Genomic DNA, 22,365 nt, shown 5'->3' with positions numbered 1-22,365 from the left:
CTGTACCGGGCACAACCGCTACAGGCAACGCAGCCGGCCGATTTGATGGTTGCCCAACAAAAAGCCCGCGTCTCTTGCGAGACGCGGGCCCGGGCATGCAAAGCGCGAATCAGCGCTCCAGCAAAATCCGCAGCATGCGGCGCAACGGCTCGGCCGCACCCCATAGCAACTGGTCACCCACGGTGAACGCACCAAGGAACTGCGAACCCATGTTCAGCTTGCGCAGACGGCCAACCGGTACATTCAGGGTACCTGTGACCCTGGTCGGGCTCAGTTCCTGGATGCTCGCTTCACGCTGATTCGGCACCAGCTTGACCCACGGGTTGTGCTGGCTGATCAGGGCTTCGATATCAGCAATCGGCACATCCTTGTTCAGCTTGATGGTCAAAGCCTGACTGTGGCAACGCATCGCACCGATACGCACGCAGATGCCATCCACTGGAACCGGGTTTTTGAAACGACCCAGGATCTTGTTGGTTTCTGCCTGCGCCTTCCATTCTTCACGGCTCTGACCGTTTGGCAGCTCTTTGTCGATCCACGGGATCAGGCTGCCGGCCAGTGGCACTCCGAAGTTTTCGGTCGGGTAGGCATCGCTGCGCATGGCCTCGGCCACACGGCGGTCGATATCCAGGATCGCGCTAGCCGGGTCTGCCAGTTGATCGGCGACTGCAGCATGGGTGGCGCCCATTTGCTTGATCAGCTCACGCATGTTCTGCGCACCGGCGCCCGAGGCCGCCTGGTAGGTCATGGCACTCATCCACTCCACCAGACCGGCTTCAAACAGGCCACCCAGGCCCATCAGCATCAGGCTGACAGTGCAGTTGCCGCCAATATAGTTCTTGGTACCGGCATCCAGCTGATGGTCAATGACCTTGCGGTTGACCGGGTCCAGAATAATGACCGCATCATCCTGCATGCGCAGGGTCGACGCCGCATCGATCCAGTAACCTTGCCAGCCCGCCTCACGCAGCTTGGGGAATACCTCGCTGGTGTAGTCGCCGCCCTGGCAGGTCAGGATTACATCGAGGGTTTTCAGCTCTTCAATGTTGTAAGCATCCTTGAGCGGAGCAATATCCTTGCCCACGGACGGACCTTGTCCACCGACATTGGAAGTCGTGAAAAACACCGGCTCGATCAGATCGAAATCCTGCTCTTCCAGCATCCGCTGCATGAGCACGGAACCAACCATACCGCGCCAACCGACCAGACCTACACGTTTCATCGCAACTACACCTTTAACAAAAAGTGGGGTCGTTACTTCCACCAACAGGAAGTAACGGGCCCGAGAGATTACAGATTCTGCAGCGCCGCGACTACTGCATTGCCCATTTCCTGTGTTCCGACCCGGGTGCAACCCGTCGACCAGATATCACCGGTACGCAAGCCCTGGTCCAGAACCAGGCTGACAGCCTGCTCGATGGCATCGGCAGCAACGGTCTGATTGAAGCTGTAACGCAGCATCATCGACACCGACAGAATGGTCGCCAGCGGGTTGGCAATGCCCTGCCCCGCGATGTCCGGCGCCGAACCGTGGCAAGGCTCGTACATGCCCTTGTTGTGGGTGTCCAGGGACGCCGACGGCAGCATGCCGATAGAGCCGGTGAGCATCGAAGCCTGGTCGGACAGAATGTCACCAAACATGTTTTCGGTGACAATCACGTCAAATTGCTTGGGTGCCCGCACCAGTTGCATCGCGGCGTTGTCGACATACATATGGCTCAGTTCGACGTCAGGGTAATCCTTGGCCACCTGCTCGACCACTTCACGCCACAGCTGGCTGGAAGCCAGTACGTTGGCCTTGTCCACCGAGCACAGTTTTTTGCCACGCACACGGGCCATGTCGAAACCGACGCGGGCGATACGGCGGATTTCGCTTTCGCTGTAAGGCAGGGTGTCATAGGCCTGACGCTCGCCGTTTTCCAGCTCACGGGTGCCACGCGGAGCGCCGAAGTAGATACCGCCGGTCAATTCGCGAACGATGAGGATATCCAGCCCGGAAACGATTTCAGGCTTGAGGCTCGATGCATCGGCCAGTTGCGGATACAGGATCGCCGGGCGCAGATTGCCGAACAGGCCCAGTTGCGCACGGATCTTCAGCAGGCCGCGTTCAGGGCGGATATCACGCTCGATCTTGTCCCACTTGGGGCCACCCACGGCGCCCAGCAATACCGCGTCGGCAGCACGGGCACGCTCCAGAGTCTCGTCGGCCAGCGGTACGCCGTGCTGGTCGATGGCTGCGCCGCCGATCAGGTCGTGGATCAGCTCAAAGCCCAGGTTGAACTTGTCACTGGCCAGCTCCAGCACCTTGACCGCTTCGGCCATGATTTCCGGACCGATACCGTCGCCTGGGAGAATCAGAATCTGCTTGCTCATGGGTTCCTCTTTCTTGTCTGTTGATGCCCCCGCAGGCGCACCCGGAAATTTTCAGGTTACTTCTCGGCCCACAGCACCAGCACATCGGTGCTGAACGAACCATCGGCTTCAATTTCAAAATAATCGCGTACTTCGGCGCCCATCGATTGCTGCAACTGGCGGATGGCCGCACTCATGACCTGTGGCGTACGCATGCGCTCGATCCAGGAGCTGAACTCTAAACGCAAACGCTGACGCTGTGTGCTGCGAGTATGCAAACCGGCTTCACTGACCTGACGCAGCCACTCGGCGGTTGAATAATCGCGCACATGGCTGGTGTCACGCAGCACCTCGACACTTTGCAGATAGGTGTCGAACAACGGGCTGCCGGGTGAAATCACATCGATAAATGCCGCCACGCCGCCAGGCTTGAGTACCCGGCGCACTTCGCGCAGGGCCACGCCCAGGTCACTCCAGTGGTGCGCTGAGTAACGGCTGAGCACATAGTCGAATTCGCCATCGGCAAACGGCAAACGCTCTGCAGCGCCGCAAACGGTGCTGATATTGCCCAGTTCACGAGCGGTTGCGGCAGCACTGACCACATCGAGCATTTGTTGCGACAGGTCGTAGGCCACCACGTCCTTGACCAGTGCAGCCACGTGAAAGCTTACATGGCCCGCACCACAGCCCAGATCCAGTACCCGCGCCTGCGATTTGCCCGCCAGCTCGGCCTTGAGCAGGCCGAACTCGGTGCCTTGGGCATGCACGGCACTGCTCAGATAGGCCGCTGCCTGTTCACCAAACTGTTTTTCTACAACCTGGTTGTGCCGGGCGGTGCTGGTCATGTCGATGTCCTTGTTGAGTCTGTAGTCGCTGCCGCAGGCTGCGATAGGGGTCGCGGAGATTCCAGAAAACGGGTTGCTACGCAACCCTTCGCAGCCTGCGGCAGCGACTACAAGACGTGTTATGCGTCGCGAAACAACCACGGCTGGCTTGCACGGTGCTTGCTTTCGAACGCTGCAATCGCATCGCCGTCCTGCAAGGTCAGGCCGATATCGTCCAGGCCATTGAGCAGGCAATGCTTGCGGAACGCATCAATCTCGAAACTCAATACCTTGCCATCCGGGCGGGTCACGGTTTGCGCCTCAAGGTCGATCTTGAGCTGATAACCCGGCTCGGCTTCAACCTGAGCAAACAACTCATCCACTTCAGCGTCGCTCAAGATGATCGGCAACAGGCCGTTCTTGAAGCTGTTATTGAAGAAGATGTCGGCATAGCTTGGCGCGATGATGCTGCGAAAGCCGTACTCTTCCAGTGCCCACGGCGCGTGCTCACGGCTGGAGCCGCAACCGAAGTTTTCCCGGGCCAGCAATACACTGGCGCCCTGGTAACGCTCGGCATTGAGTACGAAATTCTTGTTCAGCGGGCGCCTGGAGTTGTCCTGGTAAGGCTGCCCCACATCCAGATAGCGCCATTCATCAAACAGGTTCGGGCCAAAACCGGTGCGCTTGATCGACTTCAAAAACTGCTTTGGAATGATCTGGTCGGTATCGACGTTGGCACGGTCCAACGGCGCAACCAGACCAGTGTGCTGAGTAAAGGCTTTCATGCTGCGCTCCCCTGGATCAATTCACGGACATCGATAAAGCGACCATTCACCGCAGCGGCGGCGGCCATGGCCGGGCTCACCAAATGAGTACGGCCACCGGCGCCCTGACGGCCTTCGAAGTTGCGGTTGGAGGTCGAGGCGCAGTGCTCGCCAGACTCCAGGCGGTCCGGGTTCATCGCCAGACACATCGAGCAACCCGGCTCGCGCCATTCAAAACCGGCTTCCAGGAAAATCTTGTCCAGGCCTTCCGCTTCGGCCTGGGCTTTAACCAGCCCCGAACCCGGTACCACAATGGCCTGCTTGATCGTGGACGCCACCTTGCGCCCCTTGGCAATCACTGCCGCAGCGCGCAAGTCTTCGATCCGCGAGTTGGTGCACGAGCCAATAAACACGCGATCGAGCTGGATATCGGTGATCGCCTGATTGGCGGTCAAACCCATGTACTTCAAGGCGCGTTCAATCGAGCCACGCTTGACCAGATCGGCTTCCTGCGCCGGGTCCGGCACGTTTTGATCAACGGCCAGGACCATCTCGGGCGAAGTGCCCCAGCTGACCTGTGGCTTGATTTGCGCGGCGTCGAGTTCAACCACGGTGTCAAATTTGGCATCGGCATCGGAAACCAGGTCTTTCCAGGCTTCTACCGCCAGGTCCCATTCAGCGCCTTTCGGGGAAAACGGACGGCCCTTCACGTAGTCGACGGTTTTCTGGTCCGCTGCCACCAGGCCCACACGGGCACCGGCTTCGATGGACATGTTGCAGATGGTCATGCGGCCTTCAACCGACAGGTCGCGAATCGCGCTGCCGGCAAATTCGATGGCGTGACCATTGCCGCCGGCAGTACCGATCTTGCCGATTACAGCCAGCACGATGTCCTTGGCGGTCACGCCGAACGGCAATTGCCCTTCAACCGAGACCAGCATGTTCTTCATTTTCTTGGCGACGAGGCACTGGGTGGCGAGCACATGTTCGACCTCGGAGGTGCCGATGCCGTGGGCCAATGCACCGAAAGCGCCGTGAGTCGAGGTGTGCGAGTCGCCGCAGACCACGGTCATGCCCGGCAAGGTGGCGCCCTGCTCCGGGCCGATGACGTGAACGATACCCTGACGCACATCGTTCATCTTGAATTCGGTAATGCCGTATTCGTCACAGTTGTCGTCGAGGGTCTGGACCTGCAAACGGGAAACTTCGTCAGCAATCGCTTCGATCCCGCCCTTGCGCTCCGGCGTGGTCGGTACGTTGTGGTCCGGGGTCGCGATATTGGCATCGATGCGCCAAGGCTTGCGCCCGGCCAGGCGCAGACCTTCAAAGGCTTGCGGCGAGGTCACTTCGTGAATGATGTGACGGTCGATGTAGATCAGCGCCGAGCCATCGTCGCGCTGCTTGACCAAATGCGAATCCCAGAGCTTGTCGTAGAGCGTTTTGCCGGCCATCAGACGGTTTCCTCATCAGCTACTTTTCTGTGCCAATAACCACTTGGCTTGTGAGGTCGATCCTATGGCGTTACAGTGAATAACTCAAATTCATAATTTTCATGCTTTGGATAACCAATAGGAATTCGAATAGATGGATCTCGCGAATCTCAATGCATTTATTGCCATTGCTGAAACCGGCAGCTTTTCCGGGGCGGCCGAACGGTTGTTCCTGACCCAGCCCGCCATCAGCAAACGCATCGCCAGTATCGAGCAGCAACTCAAGCTCAGGCTGTTCGACCGACTGGGCCGCGAGGTCAGCCTGACCGAGGCGGGACGGGCATTACTGCCACGGGCCTATCAGATTCTCAACGTGCTGGATGACACGCGCCGGGCACTCAACAACCTCAATGGCGAAGTCAGCGGGCGCCTGACTCTGGCCACCAGCCATCACATCGGCCTGCACCGCCTGCCGCCTTTACTGCGCGAATTCACTCGCACTTACCCCAAGGTGGCGCTGGATATCCAGTTTCTCGATTCAGAAGTGGCCTACGACGAAATTCTGCATGGGCGTGCCGAACTGGCAGTGATCACCCTTGCGCCGGAACCCCATTCGCTGATTCGCGCGGTACCTGTATGGGATGACCCGCTGGATTTCGTGGTGGCCCCGGAGCACAGCCTGACCCGGCAAAAGGCCGTGAGCATGGCCGATATTGCGCGCCATCCGGCCGTGTTCCCCGGTGGCAATACCTTTACCCACCATATTGTCCATCGCCTGTTTGAAGCCCAGGGCCTGACGCCCAACATCGCCATGAGCACCAACTATCTGGAAACCATCAAGATGATGGTGTCCATCGGCCTGGCCTGGAGCGTGTTGCCACGCACCATGCTGGATGAGCAAGTGGCATCGATTGCACTGCCCGGTATCCAGCTGACCCGCCAGCTGGGGTATATCCTGCATACCGAACGCACCTTGTCCAATGCGGCCCATGCCTTTATGACCCTGCTGGACGCCCAGGTCGATACCTTCGCCCCTCAAACGGACGACTCCCGAGCGCCACAGACGGTGAAATAATCCCGCGCATTTGGCCCAATAAAACAACAAGGACCCGCCATGCACACTCCTGAAATTTTTATCCTCGGCGCCCGGCGCACGGCCATCGGTACCTTTGGTGGTGCACTCAAGGACGTGCCCCTGGCCGAGCTGGCCAGCACCGCGGTAAAAGCCGCACTGCACAGCAGCCAGGTCGACCCGCAGCGCATCGGCCATGTGGTGATGGGCAATGTGATCCCGACCGAACCCCAGGATGCCTACCTGGCGCGTGTCGCCGCGATCAATGCCGGGATCCCCAAGGAAACTCCGGCCTACAACGTCAACCGCCTGTGCGGCTCCGGTTTGCAGGCGATCATTTCAGCGGCCCATACCCTGATGCTCGGCGACGCCGAGTTCGCCATTGGTGCCGGGGCCGAAGCCATGAGCCGCGGCCCGTACCTGATGCCCGCCGCCCGCTGGGGCGCACGCATGGGTGATACGCCGATGCTCGACTACATGCTGGGTATCTTGCACGACCCGTTCCACGGCATACATATGGGCATCACCGCCGAGAACATTGCGCAGCGCAACAACATCAGCCGCCAGACCCAGGATGCACTGGCGTTTGAAGACCAGCAGCGTGCCGCCCGGGCCATCGCAGGGGGCTACTTCGACAGCCAGATCGGCGCAGTCGAAGTGCGCAGTCGCAAAGGCAGTGTGTTGTTCCAGCAAGATGAGCACCCGCGTGCCACCACCCTGGAGCAACTGGCGCAGATGAAACCGGCCTTCAAGAAAGACGGCAGCGTGACCGCGGGCAATGCATCGGGGCTCAATGATGGCGCAGCGGCGCTGCTGCTGGCCACTGGTGCGGCGGTACAGGCGGGCAATCTTGCGCCGATGGCGCGGTTGGTGGCCTACGCCCATGCGGGGGTAGAGCCAGAGTTGATGGGTTTGGGGCCGATACCGGCGACGCGGCTGGCGTTGAAGCGGGCAGGATTGAAGATCGGCGACATGGACGTGATCGAAGCCAACATTGCCTTCGCCGCCCAGGCGTGTGCCGTGATGCAGGAACTGGACATGGACCCGGCCAGGGTCAACCCCAACGGTTCGGGCATCGCCTTGGGCCACCCGGTGGGCGCAACGGGCGCAATCATCGCAACCAAGGCCATCCATGAGCTGCACCGGATCAAAGGGCGCTACGCCCTGGCAACCATGTGCATTGGCGGTGGCCAGGGCATAGCGGTGATCTTCGAGCGGGTTTGATAATGCACTCGCTGGTGGGAGCGGGCTTGCTCGCGATTGAGGCGCCGCGGTCAGGCAGGCAAACCGCGGCGAGGCCATCGCGGGCAAGCCCGGCTCCCACAGACGGCGTCGTTACGCCGGCATGCGGCCGAACTTGCCCGACTGGAAGTCCACAAACGCCTGATGGATCTCGGCATCGGTGTTCATCACAAACGGGCCATGCCCGACGATGGGCTCATCGATCGGTTCACCGCTCAAGATAAGCAGCACCGCATCGTCGGTGGCCTGCAGGCGGATCTGCGAACCCTCACGCTCGAACAGCGCCAGCTGGCCTTCACGTACAACGTCCTGGTCATTGACCGTCACCGCACCGTGCAACACCACCAGCGCCGTGTTGCGCCCTTGATGCAGATCGAAGGTGGCCGACTTGCCTGCGTGCAGACGGATATCCCACACGTCGATGTCGGTAAAGGTGCGCGCCGGGCCGCGCTGGCCGTCGAATTCACCGGCAATCAGGCGCAACCGGCCGGCATCGTCCTTGAGCGCCAGGTCAGGGATATCCCTGTCGACAATGCCCTGATAACCCGGCGCGGCCATTTTGTCCTTTGCAGGCAAGTTGACCCATAGCTGCACCATTTCCAGCGGACCACCACTGCGGGCAAACGCCTCGGAGTGGAACTCCTCATGGAGGATCCCCGACGCCGCGGTCATCCACTGCACATCACCCGGCCCGATCACCCCGCCATTGCCGGTGGAGTCACGGTGCTCAACTTCGCCTTTATAGACGATGGTCACGGTTTCAAAACCACGGTGCGGGTGCTGCCCTACGCCACGACGCTCTGTGGTCGGAGAGAACTCGGCTGGCCCGGCGTAGTCCAGCAGCAGGAACGGGCTGATGTGTTTGCCCATGCTGTCATAGGAAAACAACGTGCGAACCGGAAAGCCATCGCCGACCCAATGGGGACGGGGAGCTGTGTAAACACCCAGAATTTTTTTCATGTTGCACCTCCTGTAAATCATGGAACCCAGCATAGATTCGATCTACCCGTAATACTAGATAGCTATTCCAGTACTGATCGTTCCACCAACAGAACAATAACCTCACACCCCAAGCAGATCAGGCCCCGTCAAAAACTTAAACCAACTATTTCAGAAACTTGTTTCTGGTTTCTCAATCGCGCTGCGTCTAATAACTATTCCCATTAACAAAAAAGACTTTTCCTACTCGGAGCCTAGGCACGCGATGCAACGACCCAACTTGAGCCGGACCCCTCTTTCGATCGCTACCCAGCGCCGTACCGTACGCCACACCTTGTTGTCCAGCGCCTTTGTGGCCTCGGTTTTACTGGGCACATCGTTTGCCCAGGCGGCGCCGGTGGCCTTGAACATTCCGTCGCAAGCCCTGGCCAGCGCGCTAAATGAACTGGGCAAGCAAGCCAACCTGCAAATCCTCTACAGCCCGGATCAGGTGCAAGGCATCAAGTCGCGTTCAGTGAGCGGTTCACTGGAGCCGGTCAAAGCACTGGAGTCCCTGCTGCAAGGCAGCGGCATTTCGTATCAGCTTAGCGGTGACACGGTGATCCTGAGCGCCCCGCAAGGCAAGGGCCTGGAGCTGGGCGCAACCACCGTGACAGGCCAGGGCCAGGGCGACTTGCTAACCACCGAAGACACCCATTCCTATACCACTGGCGCCAGCAACAGCTCGACCAAACTGCCCCTGTCGATTCGCGAAACTCCGCAGACCGTCACCGTAGTGACCCGCCAACTGATGGACGATCAGGCCGCGCAGAGCATTGGCGATGTGCTGCGCAATGCACCTGGGGTGTCCACCCAGGCCTACGACAGCGAGCGCATGGAATACTCGGCCCGCGGCTATGCCATCACCAACTTCCAGTACGACGGTGTCAATACCCTGTATGACGGAGTGTTCGATGAGGGCGCGACCAAGGTCGACATGGCCCTCTATGACCGGGTCGATATCGTCAAGGGTGCCACCGGCCTGCTCTCGGGCTCCGGCGAGCCCTCGGCCACGGTTAACCTGATCCGCAAAAAGCCGACCCGCGACTTTAAGGCCTCGGTAACCGCCAGCGCGGGTTCGTGGGACAACTACCGCACCGAAGGCGATATTTCCGGGCCGTTGAATGAAGACGGCAGCGTGCGCGGGCGCCTGGTGGCGGTGTATCAGGATGCCGACTCGTATCGCGATCACGCCTCGAAGAAAAACGACGTGTTCTACGGCATTATCCAGGCAGACCTCACCCCCGACACCCTGTTTACGTTCGGCATGGACTACCAGAACATCAAGCCGCGCGGCGCGTCCTGGACCGGCAACCCCTACTACTATTCGAACTACACCAAGACCGACTTCAGCCGTTCGTTCAACCCGGCCACCGACTGGAGCCGGCGTGACGTGCAGATCCAGTCCACCTTCGCCTCCCTGGAACACCGCTTTGCCAATGACTGGAAGGTCAAAGGCACCCTCACCCAGCAGACCAACGACCACGACACCCTGCTCGCCTCGGCCAGCGGCGGTCAGCCTGACCCGGTTACGGGTGACGGTATGTTCTTCTACTGGGGCAAGTGGGAAGGCCATCGCGTACAAAACACCTTCGACATCAATGCCAGCGGCCCCTTCAGCCTGTTCGGCCGAGAACATGAGCTGGTGGTGGGCGCCACGTCACAATCGTCGCGCCAGACCGGTGCCACCTTTGACGGCACCCAGTTCAGCCTGGTCCCGGGCAGCATTTTCGACTGGAACGGTAAATACCCGCAGCCGGACTTCCCGAAAAACGGCAAGTACGAAACCAACCAGAACCAAAACAGCGCCTATATCGCTGCACGCTTCAAGCCGGCAGATGACTGGTCGATCATCCTCGGCAGTCGCCTGAGCGACTTCCAGTACAACAGCACCTACACCTACTACCAGCAATCCAGCTCGTTCCAGGACAACAAGACCACGTCCAAGCAACACGGCAAGGTCACGCCCTACGCCGGGGTGGTGTATGACATCAACGATACCTACTCGGTCTACGGCAGTTACACCTCGATCTACAAACCCCTTATCGAGCGCAGCAGCTCGGGCACCACGCTGGCGCCCACCGAAGGCAACAGCTACGAACTCGGGGTAAAGGCTGAATACTTTGGCGGCCGTCTAAATGCCAGTGCAGCGGTGTTTCGCACCGAACAGAAAAACGTACCCATCCAGATTGGCACCAACGCAGAGACCAACCTGGGCATCTTTGAATCCCTGGATGGTGCCACCACCAACGGCATCGAGCTGGAGCTGGCCGGTGAGCTGATGCCGGACTGGAACCTGATGGCCGGCTACACCTACGCCCGTACCCGCGCCGACGATGGCGAACGGGTGTACGGCTACCCGCTGGAAACCACCAAGCCCGAAGATGTGGCGCGGGTGTTCACCACTTACCGCCTGCCGGGGGTGCTGAACAAGGTCACCGTGGGCGGTGGCGTGAACTGGCAGAGCCCGTTCTACGGCAAGATCTACAACGATGCCAAGGGCGACTACGACATCATCGAGCAGCACAGCTACGCTCTGGTTAACTTGATGACCCGCTATGAGTACAACGAACACCTGACCTTCAACCTCAACGCCAACAACGTGTTCGACAAAAAGTACCTGTCGGGCCTGGGCAACTTCAACACCACGTACTACGGTGAGCCACGCAGCCTGATGCTGACCTCAAAGTACAGCTTCTGACCCATTGGATAGCGGGCTCCCACACAGGTTTGGGGGTACACTGAACGCCCCTTGCACACTGGCGCGTTTATGGACCTCGACCTGGCCCGCACCTTCCTTGAAATCGTCCGCTACGGCAGCTTTGTGAGTGCAGCCGAGAAGCTGCACGTCACCCAGACAGCCGTGACCGCCCGGGTGCACAAACTCGAAAGCCTGCTTGGCGTCACGCTGTTCATCCGCAACCGCGCCGGCGCCAGACTCACCCCCGAAGGCGAAGCCTTTGTGGTGTACGCCAACCAATTGCTGCAAACCTGGGAAGCCGCCCGCCGCGACTTGCCACGCCCCGAAGGTTTGCATCAGTTGCTGCATATAGGCGGCGAAGTCAGCCTGTGCAACCCGCTGATCCTCAACTGGGCCAAAGCCCTGCGCCAGCACCTCACCAGCCATGCCCTGCGCATCCAGATCAGTGATGCCGAACAGTTGCTGCGCCAGGTCGAGATGGGCCTGATGGATGCCGCGCTGGTCTATCAGCCCGCCTACTGGCCGGGTGTGCAGGTGGAACAGTTGCTCGAAGAAAAACTGATCCAGATCCGCCGCCCCGAACAGCCCGAACCTTATGTCTACGTCGAATGGGGTGAGGGCTTTCGCCGCCAGCATGACGCCGCCCTGCCCGACAAGGCACGGGCTGCCATCAGCTTCAACCTGGGCCCGGTGGCCTTGCATTACATCCTGGACAACGGTGGCAGCGGCTATTTCCGCACCCGCGTGGTCAAGAGTTACCTGGACAGCGGCGCCCTGGAACGGGTGCCCAAGGCCCCGGAATTCAGCTACCCCACCTACCTGGTGTACTCCCGCGAACGTGACTGCGCAGCCTTGCAACAAGGCATCGCGTTGCTGCGCGAAATCGTCAGGCAGGACAGCGACTGGTCGCAGCCCCGGGAGCCAGAAATATAAGTCGGTTGGCCCCCGATGAAAGCTTTCAGCTTTGTGCCCGATCCCTTAGTCTGCGAGCGTTGAATCACCCATAAAAACAACACAGGTGGCACATGACCGACCTTACCCGGGCCAACGAAAGCTGGCTGACATCGCCTACCCATCAACAGTGGCTGCGCGATCAGGGCCAGACGCTGGTGGATTTCGCCAAGGCCGCCCGCGTGCCATCCGGCTTCGCCGCGCTCGACCGGTTTGGCCGCCGCCCGGACAACGCCCCGGCTGACACCATCACCACGGCGCGCATGGTGCACAGTTTTGCCCTGGCCCATATTCAAGGCCTGCCCGGCTGCGCGCCGCTGATCGACCACGGCCTGGCCGCACTGGCCGGGCCGCTGCGTGATGCCGAACATGGTGGCTGGTTTGCCAGCCCCGGCGCCCTTGACGGCAATACCCGCAAAGACGCCTACCTGCACGCTTTTGTGGCCCTGGCCGCGAGTTCGGCTGCAGTTGCCGGGCGCGGCGGTTCTGCCGAATTGCTGGGCGATGCGGTGGCGATTCTTGAAGGTCATTTCTGGTCCGGGCTGGAAGGCACCCTGCTGGAAAGCTTTGCCCGCGACTGGAGTGACTGCGAGGCGTATCGCGGAGCCAACAGCAACATGCACGGCGTCGAGGCCTTTCTGGCCCTGGCCGACGTACTCGATGAAGATGTGTGGCTCGACCGCGCCCTGTCGATTGCCCAAAAGCTCATTCACCAGCATGCAGCGCAGTCCGGCTACCTGCCCGTGGAGCATTTCGACAGCCAGTGGCAGCCATTGCCCGATTACAACCGTGACAACCCGGCAGACGGCTTTCGCCCGTTCGGCAAGACGCCTGGGCACGCCTTCGAGTGGGCGCGGCTGTTGTTGCACCTGGAAGCTGCCCGCAAGCAACGCGGCCTGGCAGCGCCCGAATGGCTGCTGGAAGACGCGCGGCGGTTATTTGCCAGCGCCTGCCAGTACGGCTGGAACGTCGATGGTGACTGCGGAATCGTCTACACCGTGGACTGGAACCACCAGCCACTGGTGCGTGAACGCCTGCACTGGACCCTGGCCGAAGCTTCGGCAGCCGCCGCGGCGTTGTTGCAACGCAGCGGCGAGCACGAATACGAAGTCTGGTATCAACAGTTCTGGGACTATATCGACCTGTACATGATCGACCGCCAGAACGGCAGCTGGCATCACGAACTGGGGGTCGACAACCTGCCCTCGCAAAATATCTGGCCCGGCAAGCCGGACCTTTACCATGCTTACCAGGCCACGCTGCTGCCCCGCTTACCGCTTGCCATCAGCCTGGCCAGCGCGCTCAAGCTGCGGCGCTGAAAGCTGGCATACCGGGGCGAGGCCATCGCGGGCAAGCCCGGCTCCCACAGCAATTGCGCCGCCCTTGTGGGAGCGGGCTTGTTCGCGATTCGGGCGATCCGCTGTATCAGGCACATCACCAATCGTACTTGACCTCCAGCGCCGCCGTGCGCTGCTGGCCGTAGTAACAGCCAAAGCTGTAGTTGCATGACGATACGTACTCGCGATCGAACAGGTTTTGCACGTTGAGGCGGGTGCTGACCCCTTTGAGACTCGGGTCCAGTGCTGCCAGGTCATAGCTGAGCGTCGCGTCATAGACCACAAACGACGGGGTCTTGAAGGTGTTGGCCGAGTCGCCGTAGTTTTTCCCGGTGTAACGTGCACCGCCGCCCAGCGTCACGCCCGCCAGGGCCTGCCCGGTGAAGTGGTAGTCTGCCCAGATACTCGCCGCCCACGGTGATTGAGCCTCACTGCGGTTGCCTTCATTGCCGTAGTTGGACTTGGTGTAGAACACGTCCAGATATGACACCGACGCGATCAGGTCGATGTTGTTGAAGCTGCTCTTACCTTCAACTTCAATGCCCCGCGACCTGACCTCACCTGCCTGAACCTGATATTCCAGATACTCCAGGTCACCGGTCAGGACGTTTTGCTGGGTGATCTCGAACACCGAGGCGGTGAGCAACGTGCTGTCATTGGGTTGGTATTTGACCCCCACTTCATATTGCTTGCCCGTCATCGGTTCGAATGCCTTGCCGCCACGGTCCGGCGCCGATGTGCCCACTGACGGCAGGAACGATTCGGTGTAGCTGATGTACGGCGCCAGGCCAAACGAGGTGACGTAGGTCAGGCCCACACGCCCGGTGAACTTGTTGTCGTTCTGTATCTCGTGGGAGTTGGCCAGCAAGTCATTGTTGTCGACCTTGGCCCAATCCTGGCGACCGCCAATGGTCAGGATAAAGTTGTCCAGCTTGATCTGGTCCTGCACATACACACCGGTCTGCCTGACCCTGTTATCCCATTTTGTGGTCAGGGTCGGCACTCCCGCGGTGCGGTAGTGGGTGGGATTGTAGAGGTCAATCACCTCGCTGCCGGACAGGTTGTAGCCCTGGTACTTGCGGGTGAAATCACGGTAGTCCAGCCCCACCAGCAGGGTGTGCTGCACTGGCCCGGTAGTGAAGTCGCTTTGCAGGTGGTTGTCGAATGTGTACGAACTGTTTTGCTGGCGCCAGTCGAGCTTGGTGCGGCTGGCATGGGTGTCGGTGGCACCGTCCGGAGCAGTGACGAAACGGTTGAGGTAGAAACCCTTGTAGCGGTCATTGACGTCGATGTAGCTCAGGCTCTGACGATAAGTCATGATCTCGTTGAAGGCATGGGAAAACTGATAGCCGAGCACATACTGGTCGCGCTTGTAGTCGTTCCATTTCGAGTCGCCCAAAAACGTGTCGCGATCAATCTTGTTGCCCTGGGAGTTGCGGTACAGGCTGCCCACCGCGGGCAAGGCCTGATAGTCGGCCAGGGCATCATCGCGTTGCAATTGCGCGTACACCGTCAGTTCGGTGCTGTCATCAGGGGCCCAGGTAAAGCTTGGCGCCAGCAGCATGCGCGAGTCTTCGGTGTAGTCCACTTGTTCGCTGCCGGTATTGGCGACACCTGTCAGCCGGTAGCTCAGGGTTTTGGCATCGTCCAGCGGGCCGGTGGTATCAAAGGCGAGGTTGTAACGGTCAAAGCTGCCGGTGCCGACCTTGATTTGATGTCTGGCCTCGGTGCTCGGGCGCTTGGACACCATATTGATCATGCCTCCCGGCTGGTTTTGCCCGTAAAGCACCGAAGACGGCCCTTTGAGCACTTCGATGCGCTCCAGGGTATAGGGGTCTATTTGCGGGGTGCCACCCAGGCTACCGGCCGAAGGCAGATAGGCGCCATCAAGGTAGAGCAGGGTCGGGGCAAAACCGCGACTGGTGATTTCGTCGGCAATGGTGTTGCGGTCGGTGTAGCCGTTGGTGCTCAGCCCCGGGGTGTAGCGCAGCGCCTGGGTCAGGTCGCGGGCACCTTGCACCTCAACCTGGTCGGCGGTGACCACGTTGATGGTTTGCGGAACTTCCAGAATCGGCGTATCGGTTTTGGTGGCTGTCGCCGAACGGGTGGCGACAAAGCCGTCGACGTGGCCACGACCATCCTCCCCCAGACGTGCCGATACGTTGGTCGCGCCCAGATTCAATGCCCCCGCCCCGGCCTGCGGGTAAACACTGAGGGCGCCGCTGTCAGTCACGCTCAGGCCCAGACCGCTGCCTGCCAGGGCATGCTCGGCCGCCTGTTGCGGGGTGTACATGCCATTCACCGCTGCCGACGTCTTGCCCTGCAGCAACGCGGGCGCCACTGACAGGGTCAGGTTGCTGTCGCGGGCGATGCGGCTCAAGGTCACGCCCAGGGGCGCGGCAGGCAGGTCAAAAAAGCGCACGGCAGTTTGCTCGCCGGGCATGGCCTCGGCCATCGCACTTGGCGCGTAGCCAGCAATACTCAGGGTGATGGCCAGCGCCAGCAGGCAGGTTTTGGGATGGGCGTACGGCATGGGGCGTCCTTTCTCGTTGCAAGGTAGGCAGTTGTAACCTTGACCAACGAGCAAAGGTTTCCCCTCACGCTATTTGCAATTAATTCGCATTCGGTAGTTTTTTACCCGCGTACATCAATCAGGGTCAGCCACGGCCCATAGCGGGTGACTTTGATCGGCAGGGTTTGCGCCAGCGCACTCAAGGTCTGCGGGGTGTTGCCCAGCGGGAAAACCCCGAACACCCGAACCCGAGCAGCTTCGGGACTGATGCGCAGCATGCCGGTCTGATACGGCCGCAGTGCCTCAATCAGAGCCGACAACGGTTCGTCATGCAGCTCCACCCGCCCTGCCAGCCAGTCGGTCTGGCTGCGGGATGTCGGGGTTTGCGGGTCTATCTGGGTCGCGGTGAACGACACCGCCTGCCCGGTTTCGATGCGCCGTTGCAGGCCGCCCAGGGTGTCCAGTTGCACGCTGTGCTGCTGCACACTGGCCAGGCTTTCGTCAGTCCCCTGGCGCACCATGAAGCGCGTACCCAGGGCCTGCACCTGGCCCTGCGCCGTGGCGACCACGAACGGACGCCGGGCATCGGCGGCTACATCCACCTGCAGCTCGCCTGCGCGCAAACGCACGCGCCGCTGGCCGCTGCTGAACTCGACATCGACGGCGCTGCGCGCATTTAGCGTCAGCAGGCTGCCGTCTGCAAGTTCGATGGTTTTGCGCTCGCCGGTGGCCGTCTGGTAATCGGCCGTCAAACCCGCCAGGGGTGTAACCCGGTCTACCATTCCAGCAGCACCGAGGCCGAGCAACAACAGCAACAGACCACCCTGCAAGGCCTTTTTACCCGAAGGCGATGCACTGGCCAGCAGCGCCCGACGCGCAGCCTGCAACTGCCCCGGACTGCGCCGCTCAACCGATTGCAAATCGGCCATCGGGGCTTGCAGCACCCCGGCAACGCGCTGCCACGCGGCCAGATGCGCGGGGTTCTCGGCCAACCAGGCCTTGAACACCTGTCGCTCTGACGGACAAGCCTGGCCGGACTCAAGGCGCAGCATCCAGTCAATGGCGGCACGGGTGATCGGATCAACCTTGGCTGTACTCATTGGCACTCCACCGTCTGCGACAGGCAATGAACAAAGGCGCGGCGCAGGTCGCGCTCAACGGTCGCCAGCGAGACGCCCAACAGCCCGGCAATGGCCTGCTGGGGCATGCCCTCAAGGCGATTGAGCAAAAAAGCCCGCTTGACCCGCGAAGGCAAGCCTTCCAGTGCACGGTCAATGGCTTCGATGGCTTCGCGAACCAGGGCCATGTCTTCGGCGGACGGCGCAAAGGCCAGTGGCAGACTGGCCAACTGGTCGAGATAGGATTGCTCCAGCTTGCGCCGCCGCCACAGTGAACACAGCAAGCGCCGGGCCACGGTACTCAGGTAAGCCCGTGGTTCCTGGATACGTTCAAGCTGGCGGGCATCCCACGCACGCAAAAATGTGTCCTGGGTCAGGTCTGCCGCATCCTGCGGGCAACGCACCTGTCGCGACAGCCAGCCACGCAACCATGCGTGATTGTCATGATAAAGGCTGGCCAGCAGGCTCTTGGGATCCACAGGGCTCGACACGATAGATAACCATACTTAAATAGCAATAAGTCGCATTATCGTCGAGTGACGCGAAATGGCAAGCCGTAAATACGCGCCGTAAAAACCTGCCATAAATACCTGTAGTCGCTGCGGAGCGAAGCGAGGCTGCGATCGGTCGCGCAGCGATCGCAAACCCTGACGCCTCAATGAATCTGTTACACCGAGGCAGCCGATCGCAGCCTAGCTTCGCTCCTCAGCGACTACAAAGATTGTGCGAAATCAGCGACCGCCGCCCAGGTCGAGAAAGGTGCCGGTGGTATACGACGCCTTGTCCGACAGCAGCCACACAATGGCTTCGGCCACTTCTTCGGGACGCCCGCCACGGCCCATCGGGATAATCGGTTCAAGCTTGCTGACCCGGCCCGGGTCGCCACTCAGGGCGTGAAAATCGGTGAAGATATAGCCCGGACGCACCGCGTTGACCCGGATCCCTTCGCCCGCCAGCTCCTTGGACAAGCCCAGGGTGAAGGTGTCCAGCGCGCCCTTGGAGGCGGCGTAATCGACATACTCGCCGGGCGAGCCCAGGCGGGCCGCCACCGACGACACGTTGACGATATTGCCGCCCTGCCCGCCGTAGCGTGGCGACATGCGCAGCACGGCATGCTTGGCGCACAGGATGGGCCCCAGCACGTTGGTTTTCAGGGTGTGCATGATGCGCAGGTCGGTCAACTCGTCGACCCGCGATTTCAGCCCCACGGTGCCGGCGTTGTTGACCAGTGCGGTGACAGGCCCCAACTGCTCGTCGACTTCGAGAAACAGACGAATGATTTCATCTTCGTCGCTGACATCGGCACGTACGGCAATGGCCTTGGCGCCAAGGGCACGAACCTGCGCCAGTACCTCATGGGCCGCCGCATCATCGGTCAGGTAGTTGATGCAGATCCGATAACCCTGCCTGGCAGCCAGCAAGGCCGTTGCAGCGCCTATGCCGCGGCTGCCGCCGGTGATCACGATGACTTTATCCATAAATACGTGTTCCCCTTACACCAATCCAGATCAGGCCGTCAGAATAACCGCGAAGGCCTGGTTTTGTCAGGTCGCCGTCTTGTTGACCGGCCCGACGGGTGTGGCGCTGTGGATATCGGCCATAAACTGTTCCGCCGGCAAGGGCTCGCCCAGCAGAAAACCCTGCAGAGCGTCACAGCCAAGGGAGGTCAGAAAGCTTTGCTGGGTATCGGTCTCCACCCCTTCGGCAACGATGCGTAAACCCAGGGCCTGGCCCAGCGCGACAATGGCCGAGACAATCGCCGCATCGTCGCTGTCATGCTCCAGGTCGCGCACAAAGCCGCGGTCGATCTTCAGTTCATTGGCCGGCAGGCGCTTGAGGTACATCAGGCTGGAGTAACCAGTACCAAAGTCGTCGATGGACAGGTCCACACCCATTTGCGATAAGCGCTGCAACACCACCATGCTCGCATCGGCATCGCTCATGGCGGTGGTTTCGGTGATTTCCAGAGTCAGGCTGTTGGCGGGCAGGCAGTGGCGCTCCAGCGCCGCGACCACGCTGTCGACCAGCCCGGAATAACAGAACTGCAACGCCGACAGATTGACTGCAATACGCCAGTGGCTATAGCCCTGATCAAACCAGATGCGCATCTGGCGGCACGCTTCATTGAGCACCCACTCGCCAATGGGGATGATCAGGCCGGTTTTTTCCGCCAGGTCGATAAACTCTTCCGGCAGCAGTAACCCCTGCTGCGGATGTTCCCAGCGCAACAGCGCTTCGGCCCCCACCGGCTGGCTGTTGCTGGCATCGAACTTGGGCTGGTAGTGCAGGCGAAACTGCTGCAGTTCCAGGGCCTGGCGCAAGTCCTGCAGCAGTTGCAATTGCTTACGGGCATTGGTGTTCATCGAGGCGTCGAAAAAGCTGTAGCCGTTTTTGCCCGCGCCCTTGGCGTGATACATCGCCGCGTCGGCGTTCATCAGCAATTCTTCGGCGGTCAGGCCGTTGCCGGGGTACAGCGCGATACCGACACTGGCAGAGATCAACAGCTCATGCTCATCGACCCGAAACGCCCTGGACAACAGACCCACCTGACGTGCAGCTACCTGCGGCGCGTCATCCGGCTCCAGCAGGCGCACCAGCAGCACAAATTCGTCGCCGCCAATCCGCGCCAGGGTGTCCTGGCTGCGCAACTGCTCGCGCAAGCGCAAGGCCACCTCGCGCAGTAAACGGTCGCCCAGGTGATGACCAAAGGCATCGTTGACCGGTTTGAAACCATCCAGGTCGATAAACATCAGCGAGAAACAGCCGCCCTGCTCCGCCACCTTGTTCATTGCCTGACTGATGCGGTCAGCCAGCAGGATGCGGTTGGGCAGCCCGGTCAAAGTGTCGTGCAGGGCCAGTTGGGTCAGCTCTTCGTTGGCCAGGGTCAGGGAGTCCGCCAGGGCCGCCGTACGGGCATCGAGACGGGCATCAAAGATCGAGGTCAGCAAGGCGATTACCAGCACCGCCAGGCTGGATACCAGCACCAGGTTGTCCAGGCCGTTACCGCTCAAGCCGTCGATGGCCGCACCGCAAAAACTGCCGATGGGAAAATTGGCTGCGGCCATGCCGGTGTAATGCATGCCGACAATTGCCAGGCCCATGATCACCGCAGCGCCACCGCGCATCAGCCGCACATAGGGGGTTTGCCGGCGCAATCGAAAGGCAATCGACAACGCGGCAGCCGAAGCGCCCACCGCAATCAGCAGCGACAGGCCAAACAACGCCGGGTCGTAATCGATGCCAGGTTGCATGCGCAACGCAGCCATACCGCTGTAGTGCATGGCACTGATGCCCGCGCCCATGATCAGGGCACCGAACAGCAATTGCAGGGCCGGCAACCGCGGCTGACTGACCAGCCACAAGGCAAAACCGCACGACAGGATGGCCACCAGCAATGACCACAGGGTCAGCCCCAGGTCGTAGCCCAGCGCCAGTGGCAACTCCAGCGCGAGCATGCCGATAAAATGCATCGACCACACGCCAAAACCCATGGCCAGTGCGCCGCCGGCGATCCACAGGTACACGGCCCGGCCTCGCGCCGTGGCGATGCGACCACTCAGATCAAGGGCGGTGTACGAAGCCAGAATGGCGACACACAAGGAAATCAGAACCAGCGCGGGGGAGTAACTAGCGGAAACCATGGGCCTTCTCGTGAACAGATGCCGAACAGCGTCCATGCCCGGTAAAAAAGCGCAATTGTACTGCTTCCCTGCCCGAACGCACCTATCCACACGACTAATTCCTACACCCCCCTGCCCTCCCTGTGGAAGCCGGGCTTGCCCGCGATGGCCGCGCCGCAGTATGCCTGCCTGACCGCATTGCCTGAATCGCGGGCAAGCCCGCTCCCACAAAGAAACTGTCCCCCTGCCTTCAGCTCAGCTCAAACAACCCCGCCGCCCCCATCCCGCCACCGATGCACATGGCAACCACGACATACCGCGCACCACGGCGACGCCCCTCGAGCAGACTGTGCCCCACCATCCGCGCACCTGACATGCCAAACGGGTGACCAATGGCAATCGCCCCGCCATTGACGTTCAGACGGTCATTGGGAATCTGCAGAAAGTCACGGCAATGCACCACCTGGCAGGCGAACGCTTCGTTGATTTCCCACAGGTCAATGTCCGCAACGCTCAGGCCAAAACGCTTGAGCAACTTTGGAATCGCATACACCGGACCAATGCCCATTTCTTCCGGCGCACAGCCGCTCACGGCAATCCCGCGATACACGCCCAGGGCTTCGATTCCACGTTGTCTGGCTTCGGCACGGCTCATCAGCAAGACCGCAGCGGCACCATCGGAAAACTGCGAGGCGTTGCCTGCCGTAATGAACTCACCCTGTTCAATCCACTTGCCGTCTTTCCACACCGGCTTGAGGCTCGACAGGTCTTCGAGGGTGGTGGAGGGACGATTGCACTCGTCACGGTCCGCGATCACGTCTTGATGGCCGCTGGGCTTGCCTTCCTTGTCAAAGCACAGCTTGCGCGCTGCCAATGGCACGATCTCATCGGCAAACAGGCCTTCAGCCTGGGCCGCGGCGGTGCGCTGCTGGCTCTGCAGGGCATACTGGTCCTGTACTTCGCGGCTGATGTTGTAGCGCCGGGAGACGATTTCGGCGGTTTCAAGCATCGGGATATACGCCGTCGGCATGCACTCAAGCACGGCCTCGGACTGGGCGCGGTAGGTGTTCTTGTACTTGTTCTGGGTCAGCGACAACGACTCCACGCCACCGGCCACGGCAATCTTCATTTCGCCGGTCATAATGCCGTTGGCCGCCACGCCGATACTCATCAGGCCCGAGGCGCACATGCGATCGAGCGCCATGCCCGGCACGGTATCGGGCAAGCCACCGGTGTACGCACACAGGCGCCCGATATTGTAGCTCTGGGTACCCTGCTGGGCGGCGGCGCCCATGATCACGTCTTCCACCGAACCCGGCTCGATACCTGCGCGCTCGACGACGGCACGCACCACATGGCCGCCCAGCACTGGCGCCTCGGTATCGTTGAACGAGCCACGGAAGGATTTGGTCAGGGCCGTGCGGGCGGTGGATACGATCACAACGTCATTCAAATTCATGTTCA

17 protein-coding genes are annotated in these 22,365 nt (G+C 60.8%); 5 read left to right on the top strand and 12 right to left on the bottom strand.

Annotated features, from left to right (window positions below; all coding sequences use genetic code 11):
• Positions 1-109: 109 nt before the first annotated feature.
• The 5 genes from asd to leuC form a co-directional block, all read right to left on the bottom strand.
• On the bottom strand, positions 110-1,222 hold the full coding sequence (gene asd, locus CJU81_RS11575; RefSeq protein WP_095036708.1) for an aspartate-semialdehyde dehydrogenase: 1,113 nt from the start codon (positions 1,220-1,222) through the stop codon (positions 110-112).
• A 68-nt stretch (positions 1,223-1,290) separates the two neighbouring features.
• Positions 1,291-2,373 (bottom strand): 3-isopropylmalate dehydrogenase, encoded by a 1,083-nt coding sequence (gene leuB, locus CJU81_RS11570; RefSeq protein WP_095036707.1) that lies wholly within the window; start codon positions 2,371-2,373, stop codon positions 1,291-1,293.
• A gap of 56 nt (positions 2,374-2,429) precedes the next feature.
• The gene (locus tag CJU81_RS11565) at positions 2,430-3,197 is read right to left on the bottom strand and encodes a class I SAM-dependent methyltransferase (RefSeq protein ID WP_095036706.1); all 768 of its coding nucleotides are present in this window, start codon (positions 3,195-3,197) and stop codon (positions 2,430-2,432) included.
• Positions 3,198-3,316: 119 nt separating this feature from the next.
• On the bottom strand, positions 3,317-3,961 hold the full coding sequence (gene leuD, locus CJU81_RS11560; protein ID WP_095036705.1) for a 3-isopropylmalate dehydratase small subunit: 645 nt from the start codon (positions 3,959-3,961) through the stop codon (positions 3,317-3,319).
• On the bottom strand, positions 3,958-5,391 hold the full coding sequence (gene leuC, locus CJU81_RS11555) for a 3-isopropylmalate dehydratase large subunit (RefSeq protein ID WP_095036704.1): 1,434 nt from the start codon (positions 5,389-5,391) through the stop codon (positions 3,958-3,960). Before leuC ends, leuD begins: the two co-directional genes overlap by 4 nt.
• A 133-nt stretch (positions 5,392-5,524) precedes the next feature.
• On the opposite strand from leuC, the gene CJU81_RS11550 reads away from it, so the two are divergent.
• Together CJU81_RS11550 and CJU81_RS11545 are read left to right on the top strand one after the other, a co-directional pair.
• Complete coding sequence (locus CJU81_RS11550) at positions 5,525-6,445, top strand: LysR family transcriptional regulator (protein ID WP_095036703.1); 921 nt, start codon at positions 5,525-5,527, stop codon at positions 6,443-6,445.
• Between the two features lie 39 nt (positions 6,446-6,484).
• Positions 6,485-7,666, top strand: coding sequence for an acetyl-CoA C-acyltransferase family protein (locus CJU81_RS11545; RefSeq protein WP_095036702.1), 1,182 nt, complete (start codon positions 6,485-6,487; stop codon positions 7,664-7,666).
• A 111-nt stretch (positions 7,667-7,777) separates the two neighbouring features.
• Here CJU81_RS11545 and CJU81_RS11540 read toward each other — a convergent pair whose 3' ends face one another.
• On the bottom strand, positions 7,778-8,644 hold the full coding sequence (locus CJU81_RS11540) for a pirin family protein (protein WP_095036701.1): 867 nt from the start codon (positions 8,642-8,644) through the stop codon (positions 7,778-7,780).
• Between the two features lie 244 nt (positions 8,645-8,888).
• Between CJU81_RS11540 and CJU81_RS11535 the strand changes: the two genes are divergently transcribed.
• From CJU81_RS11535 to CJU81_RS11525, 3 genes are all read left to right on the top strand, one after another.
• On the top strand, positions 8,889-11,363 hold the full coding sequence (locus tag CJU81_RS11535) for a TonB-dependent siderophore receptor (protein ID WP_095036700.1): 2,475 nt from the start codon (positions 8,889-8,891) through the stop codon (positions 11,361-11,363).
• Between the two features lie 69 nt (positions 11,364-11,432).
• Positions 11,433-12,296 (top strand): LysR family transcriptional regulator, encoded by an 864-nt coding sequence (locus CJU81_RS11530; protein ID WP_095036699.1) that lies wholly within the window; start codon positions 11,433-11,435, stop codon positions 12,294-12,296.
• 92 nt (positions 12,297-12,388) lie between these two features.
• Positions 12,389-13,633 carry a D-mannose isomerase gene (locus CJU81_RS11525; protein WP_095036698.1) on the top strand — a complete coding sequence of 415 codons (1,245 nt, stop codon included), beginning with the start codon at positions 12,389-12,391 and terminating at the stop codon, positions 13,631-13,633.
• Positions 13,634-13,748: 115 nt separating this feature from the next.
• On the opposite strand, the gene CJU81_RS11520 is transcribed toward CJU81_RS11525, so the two are convergent.
• The 6 genes from CJU81_RS11520 to CJU81_RS11495 all read right to left on the bottom strand — a co-directional run bounded on the left by CJU81_RS11520 (position 13,749) and on the right by CJU81_RS11495 (position 22,360).
• Positions 13,749-16,184, bottom strand: coding sequence for a TonB-dependent siderophore receptor (locus CJU81_RS11520; RefSeq protein ID WP_095036697.1), 2,436 nt, complete (start codon positions 16,182-16,184; stop codon positions 13,749-13,751).
• A 101-nt stretch (positions 16,185-16,285) separates the two neighbouring features.
• The gene (locus CJU81_RS11515) at positions 16,286-17,263 is read right to left on the bottom strand and encodes a FecR family protein (RefSeq protein WP_095036696.1); all 978 of its coding nucleotides are present in this window, start codon (positions 17,261-17,263) and stop codon (positions 16,286-16,288) included.
• Complete coding sequence (locus tag CJU81_RS11510) at positions 17,260-17,760, bottom strand: sigma-70 family RNA polymerase sigma factor (protein WP_095036727.1); 501 nt, start codon at positions 17,758-17,760, stop codon at positions 17,260-17,262. Before CJU81_RS11510 ends, CJU81_RS11515 begins: the two co-directional genes overlap by 4 nt.
• 252 nt (positions 17,761-18,012) lie before the next feature.
• Positions 18,013-18,759: an SDR family oxidoreductase gene (locus CJU81_RS11505; RefSeq protein WP_095028309.1), complete on the bottom strand. Its 747-nt coding sequence runs from the start codon at positions 18,757-18,759 to the stop codon at positions 18,013-18,015.
• 66 nt (positions 18,760-18,825) lie between these two features.
• On the bottom strand, positions 18,826-20,922 hold the full coding sequence (locus tag CJU81_RS11500) for a putative bifunctional diguanylate cyclase/phosphodiesterase (protein WP_095036695.1): 2,097 nt from the start codon (positions 20,920-20,922) through the stop codon (positions 18,826-18,828).
• A gap of 229 nt (positions 20,923-21,151) precedes the next feature.
• Positions 21,152-22,360 carry an acetyl-CoA C-acyltransferase gene (locus CJU81_RS11495; RefSeq protein ID WP_095036694.1) on the bottom strand — a complete coding sequence of 403 codons (1,209 nt, stop codon included), beginning with the start codon at positions 22,358-22,360 and terminating at the stop codon, positions 21,152-21,154.
• Positions 22,361-22,365 lie beyond the last annotated feature (5 nt).

The sequence above is a fragment of the Pseudomonas fragi genome, assembly GCF_002269505.1.
Classification (GTDB): domain Bacteria; phylum Pseudomonadota; class Gammaproteobacteria; order Pseudomonadales; family Pseudomonadaceae; genus Aquipseudomonas; species Aquipseudomonas fragi_D.
The sequence above is the reverse complement of the archived record's forward strand: the minus strand, read 5'-3'. Positions and strand labels throughout refer to the sequence as shown.

What these genes read in the sequence shown, in the direction of transcription:
- CJU81_RS11500 (WP_095036695.1), bottom strand. Translation starts at nt 20,922, where the DNA reads ATGGTTTCCGCTAGTTACTCCCCCGCGCTGGTTCTGATTTCCTTGTGT.
- CJU81_RS11495 (WP_095036694.1), bottom strand. Translation starts at nt 22,360, where the DNA reads ATGAATTTGAATGACGTTGTGATCGTATCCACCGCCCGCACGGCCCTG.
- leuD (WP_095036705.1), bottom strand. Translation starts at nt 3,961, where the DNA reads ATGAAAGCCTTTACTCAGCACACTGGTCTGGTTGCGCCGTTGGACCGT.
- CJU81_RS11520 (WP_095036697.1), bottom strand. Translation starts at nt 16,184, where the DNA reads ATGCCGTACGCCCATCCCAAAACCTGCCTGCTGGCGCTGGCCATCACC.
- CJU81_RS11505 (WP_095028309.1), bottom strand. Translation starts at nt 18,759, where the DNA reads ATGGATAAAGTCATCGTGATCACCGGCGGCAGCCGCGGCATAGGCGCT.
- CJU81_RS11545 (WP_095036702.1), top strand. Translation starts at nt 6,485, where the DNA reads ATGCACACTCCTGAAATTTTTATCCTCGGCGCCCGGCGCACGGCCATC.
- CJU81_RS11540 (WP_095036701.1), bottom strand. Translation starts at nt 8,644, where the DNA reads ATGAAAAAAATTCTGGGTGTTTACACAGCTCCCCGTCCCCATTGGGTC.
- CJU81_RS11535 (WP_095036700.1), top strand. Translation starts at nt 8,889, where the DNA reads ATGCAACGACCCAACTTGAGCCGGACCCCTCTTTCGATCGCTACCCAG.
- leuB (WP_095036707.1), bottom strand. Translation starts at nt 2,373, where the DNA reads ATGAGCAAGCAGATTCTGATTCTCCCAGGCGACGGTATCGGTCCGGAA.
- CJU81_RS11515 (WP_095036696.1), bottom strand. Translation starts at nt 17,263, where the DNA reads ATGAGTACAGCCAAGGTTGATCCGATCACCCGTGCCGCCATTGACTGG.
- CJU81_RS11530 (WP_095036699.1), top strand. Translation starts at nt 11,433, where the DNA reads ATGGACCTCGACCTGGCCCGCACCTTCCTTGAAATCGTCCGCTACGGC.
- CJU81_RS11565 (WP_095036706.1), bottom strand. Translation starts at nt 3,197, where the DNA reads ATGACCAGCACCGCCCGGCACAACCAGGTTGTAGAAAAACAGTTTGGT.
- CJU81_RS11550 (WP_095036703.1), top strand. Translation starts at nt 5,525, where the DNA reads ATGGATCTCGCGAATCTCAATGCATTTATTGCCATTGCTGAAACCGGC.
- CJU81_RS11525 (WP_095036698.1), top strand. Translation starts at nt 12,389, where the DNA reads ATGACCGACCTTACCCGGGCCAACGAAAGCTGGCTGACATCGCCTACC.
- leuC (WP_095036704.1), bottom strand. Translation starts at nt 5,391, where the DNA reads ATGGCCGGCAAAACGCTCTACGACAAGCTCTGGGATTCGCATTTGGTC.
- asd (WP_095036708.1), bottom strand. Translation starts at nt 1,222, where the DNA reads ATGAAACGTGTAGGTCTGGTCGGTTGGCGCGGTATGGTTGGTTCCGTG.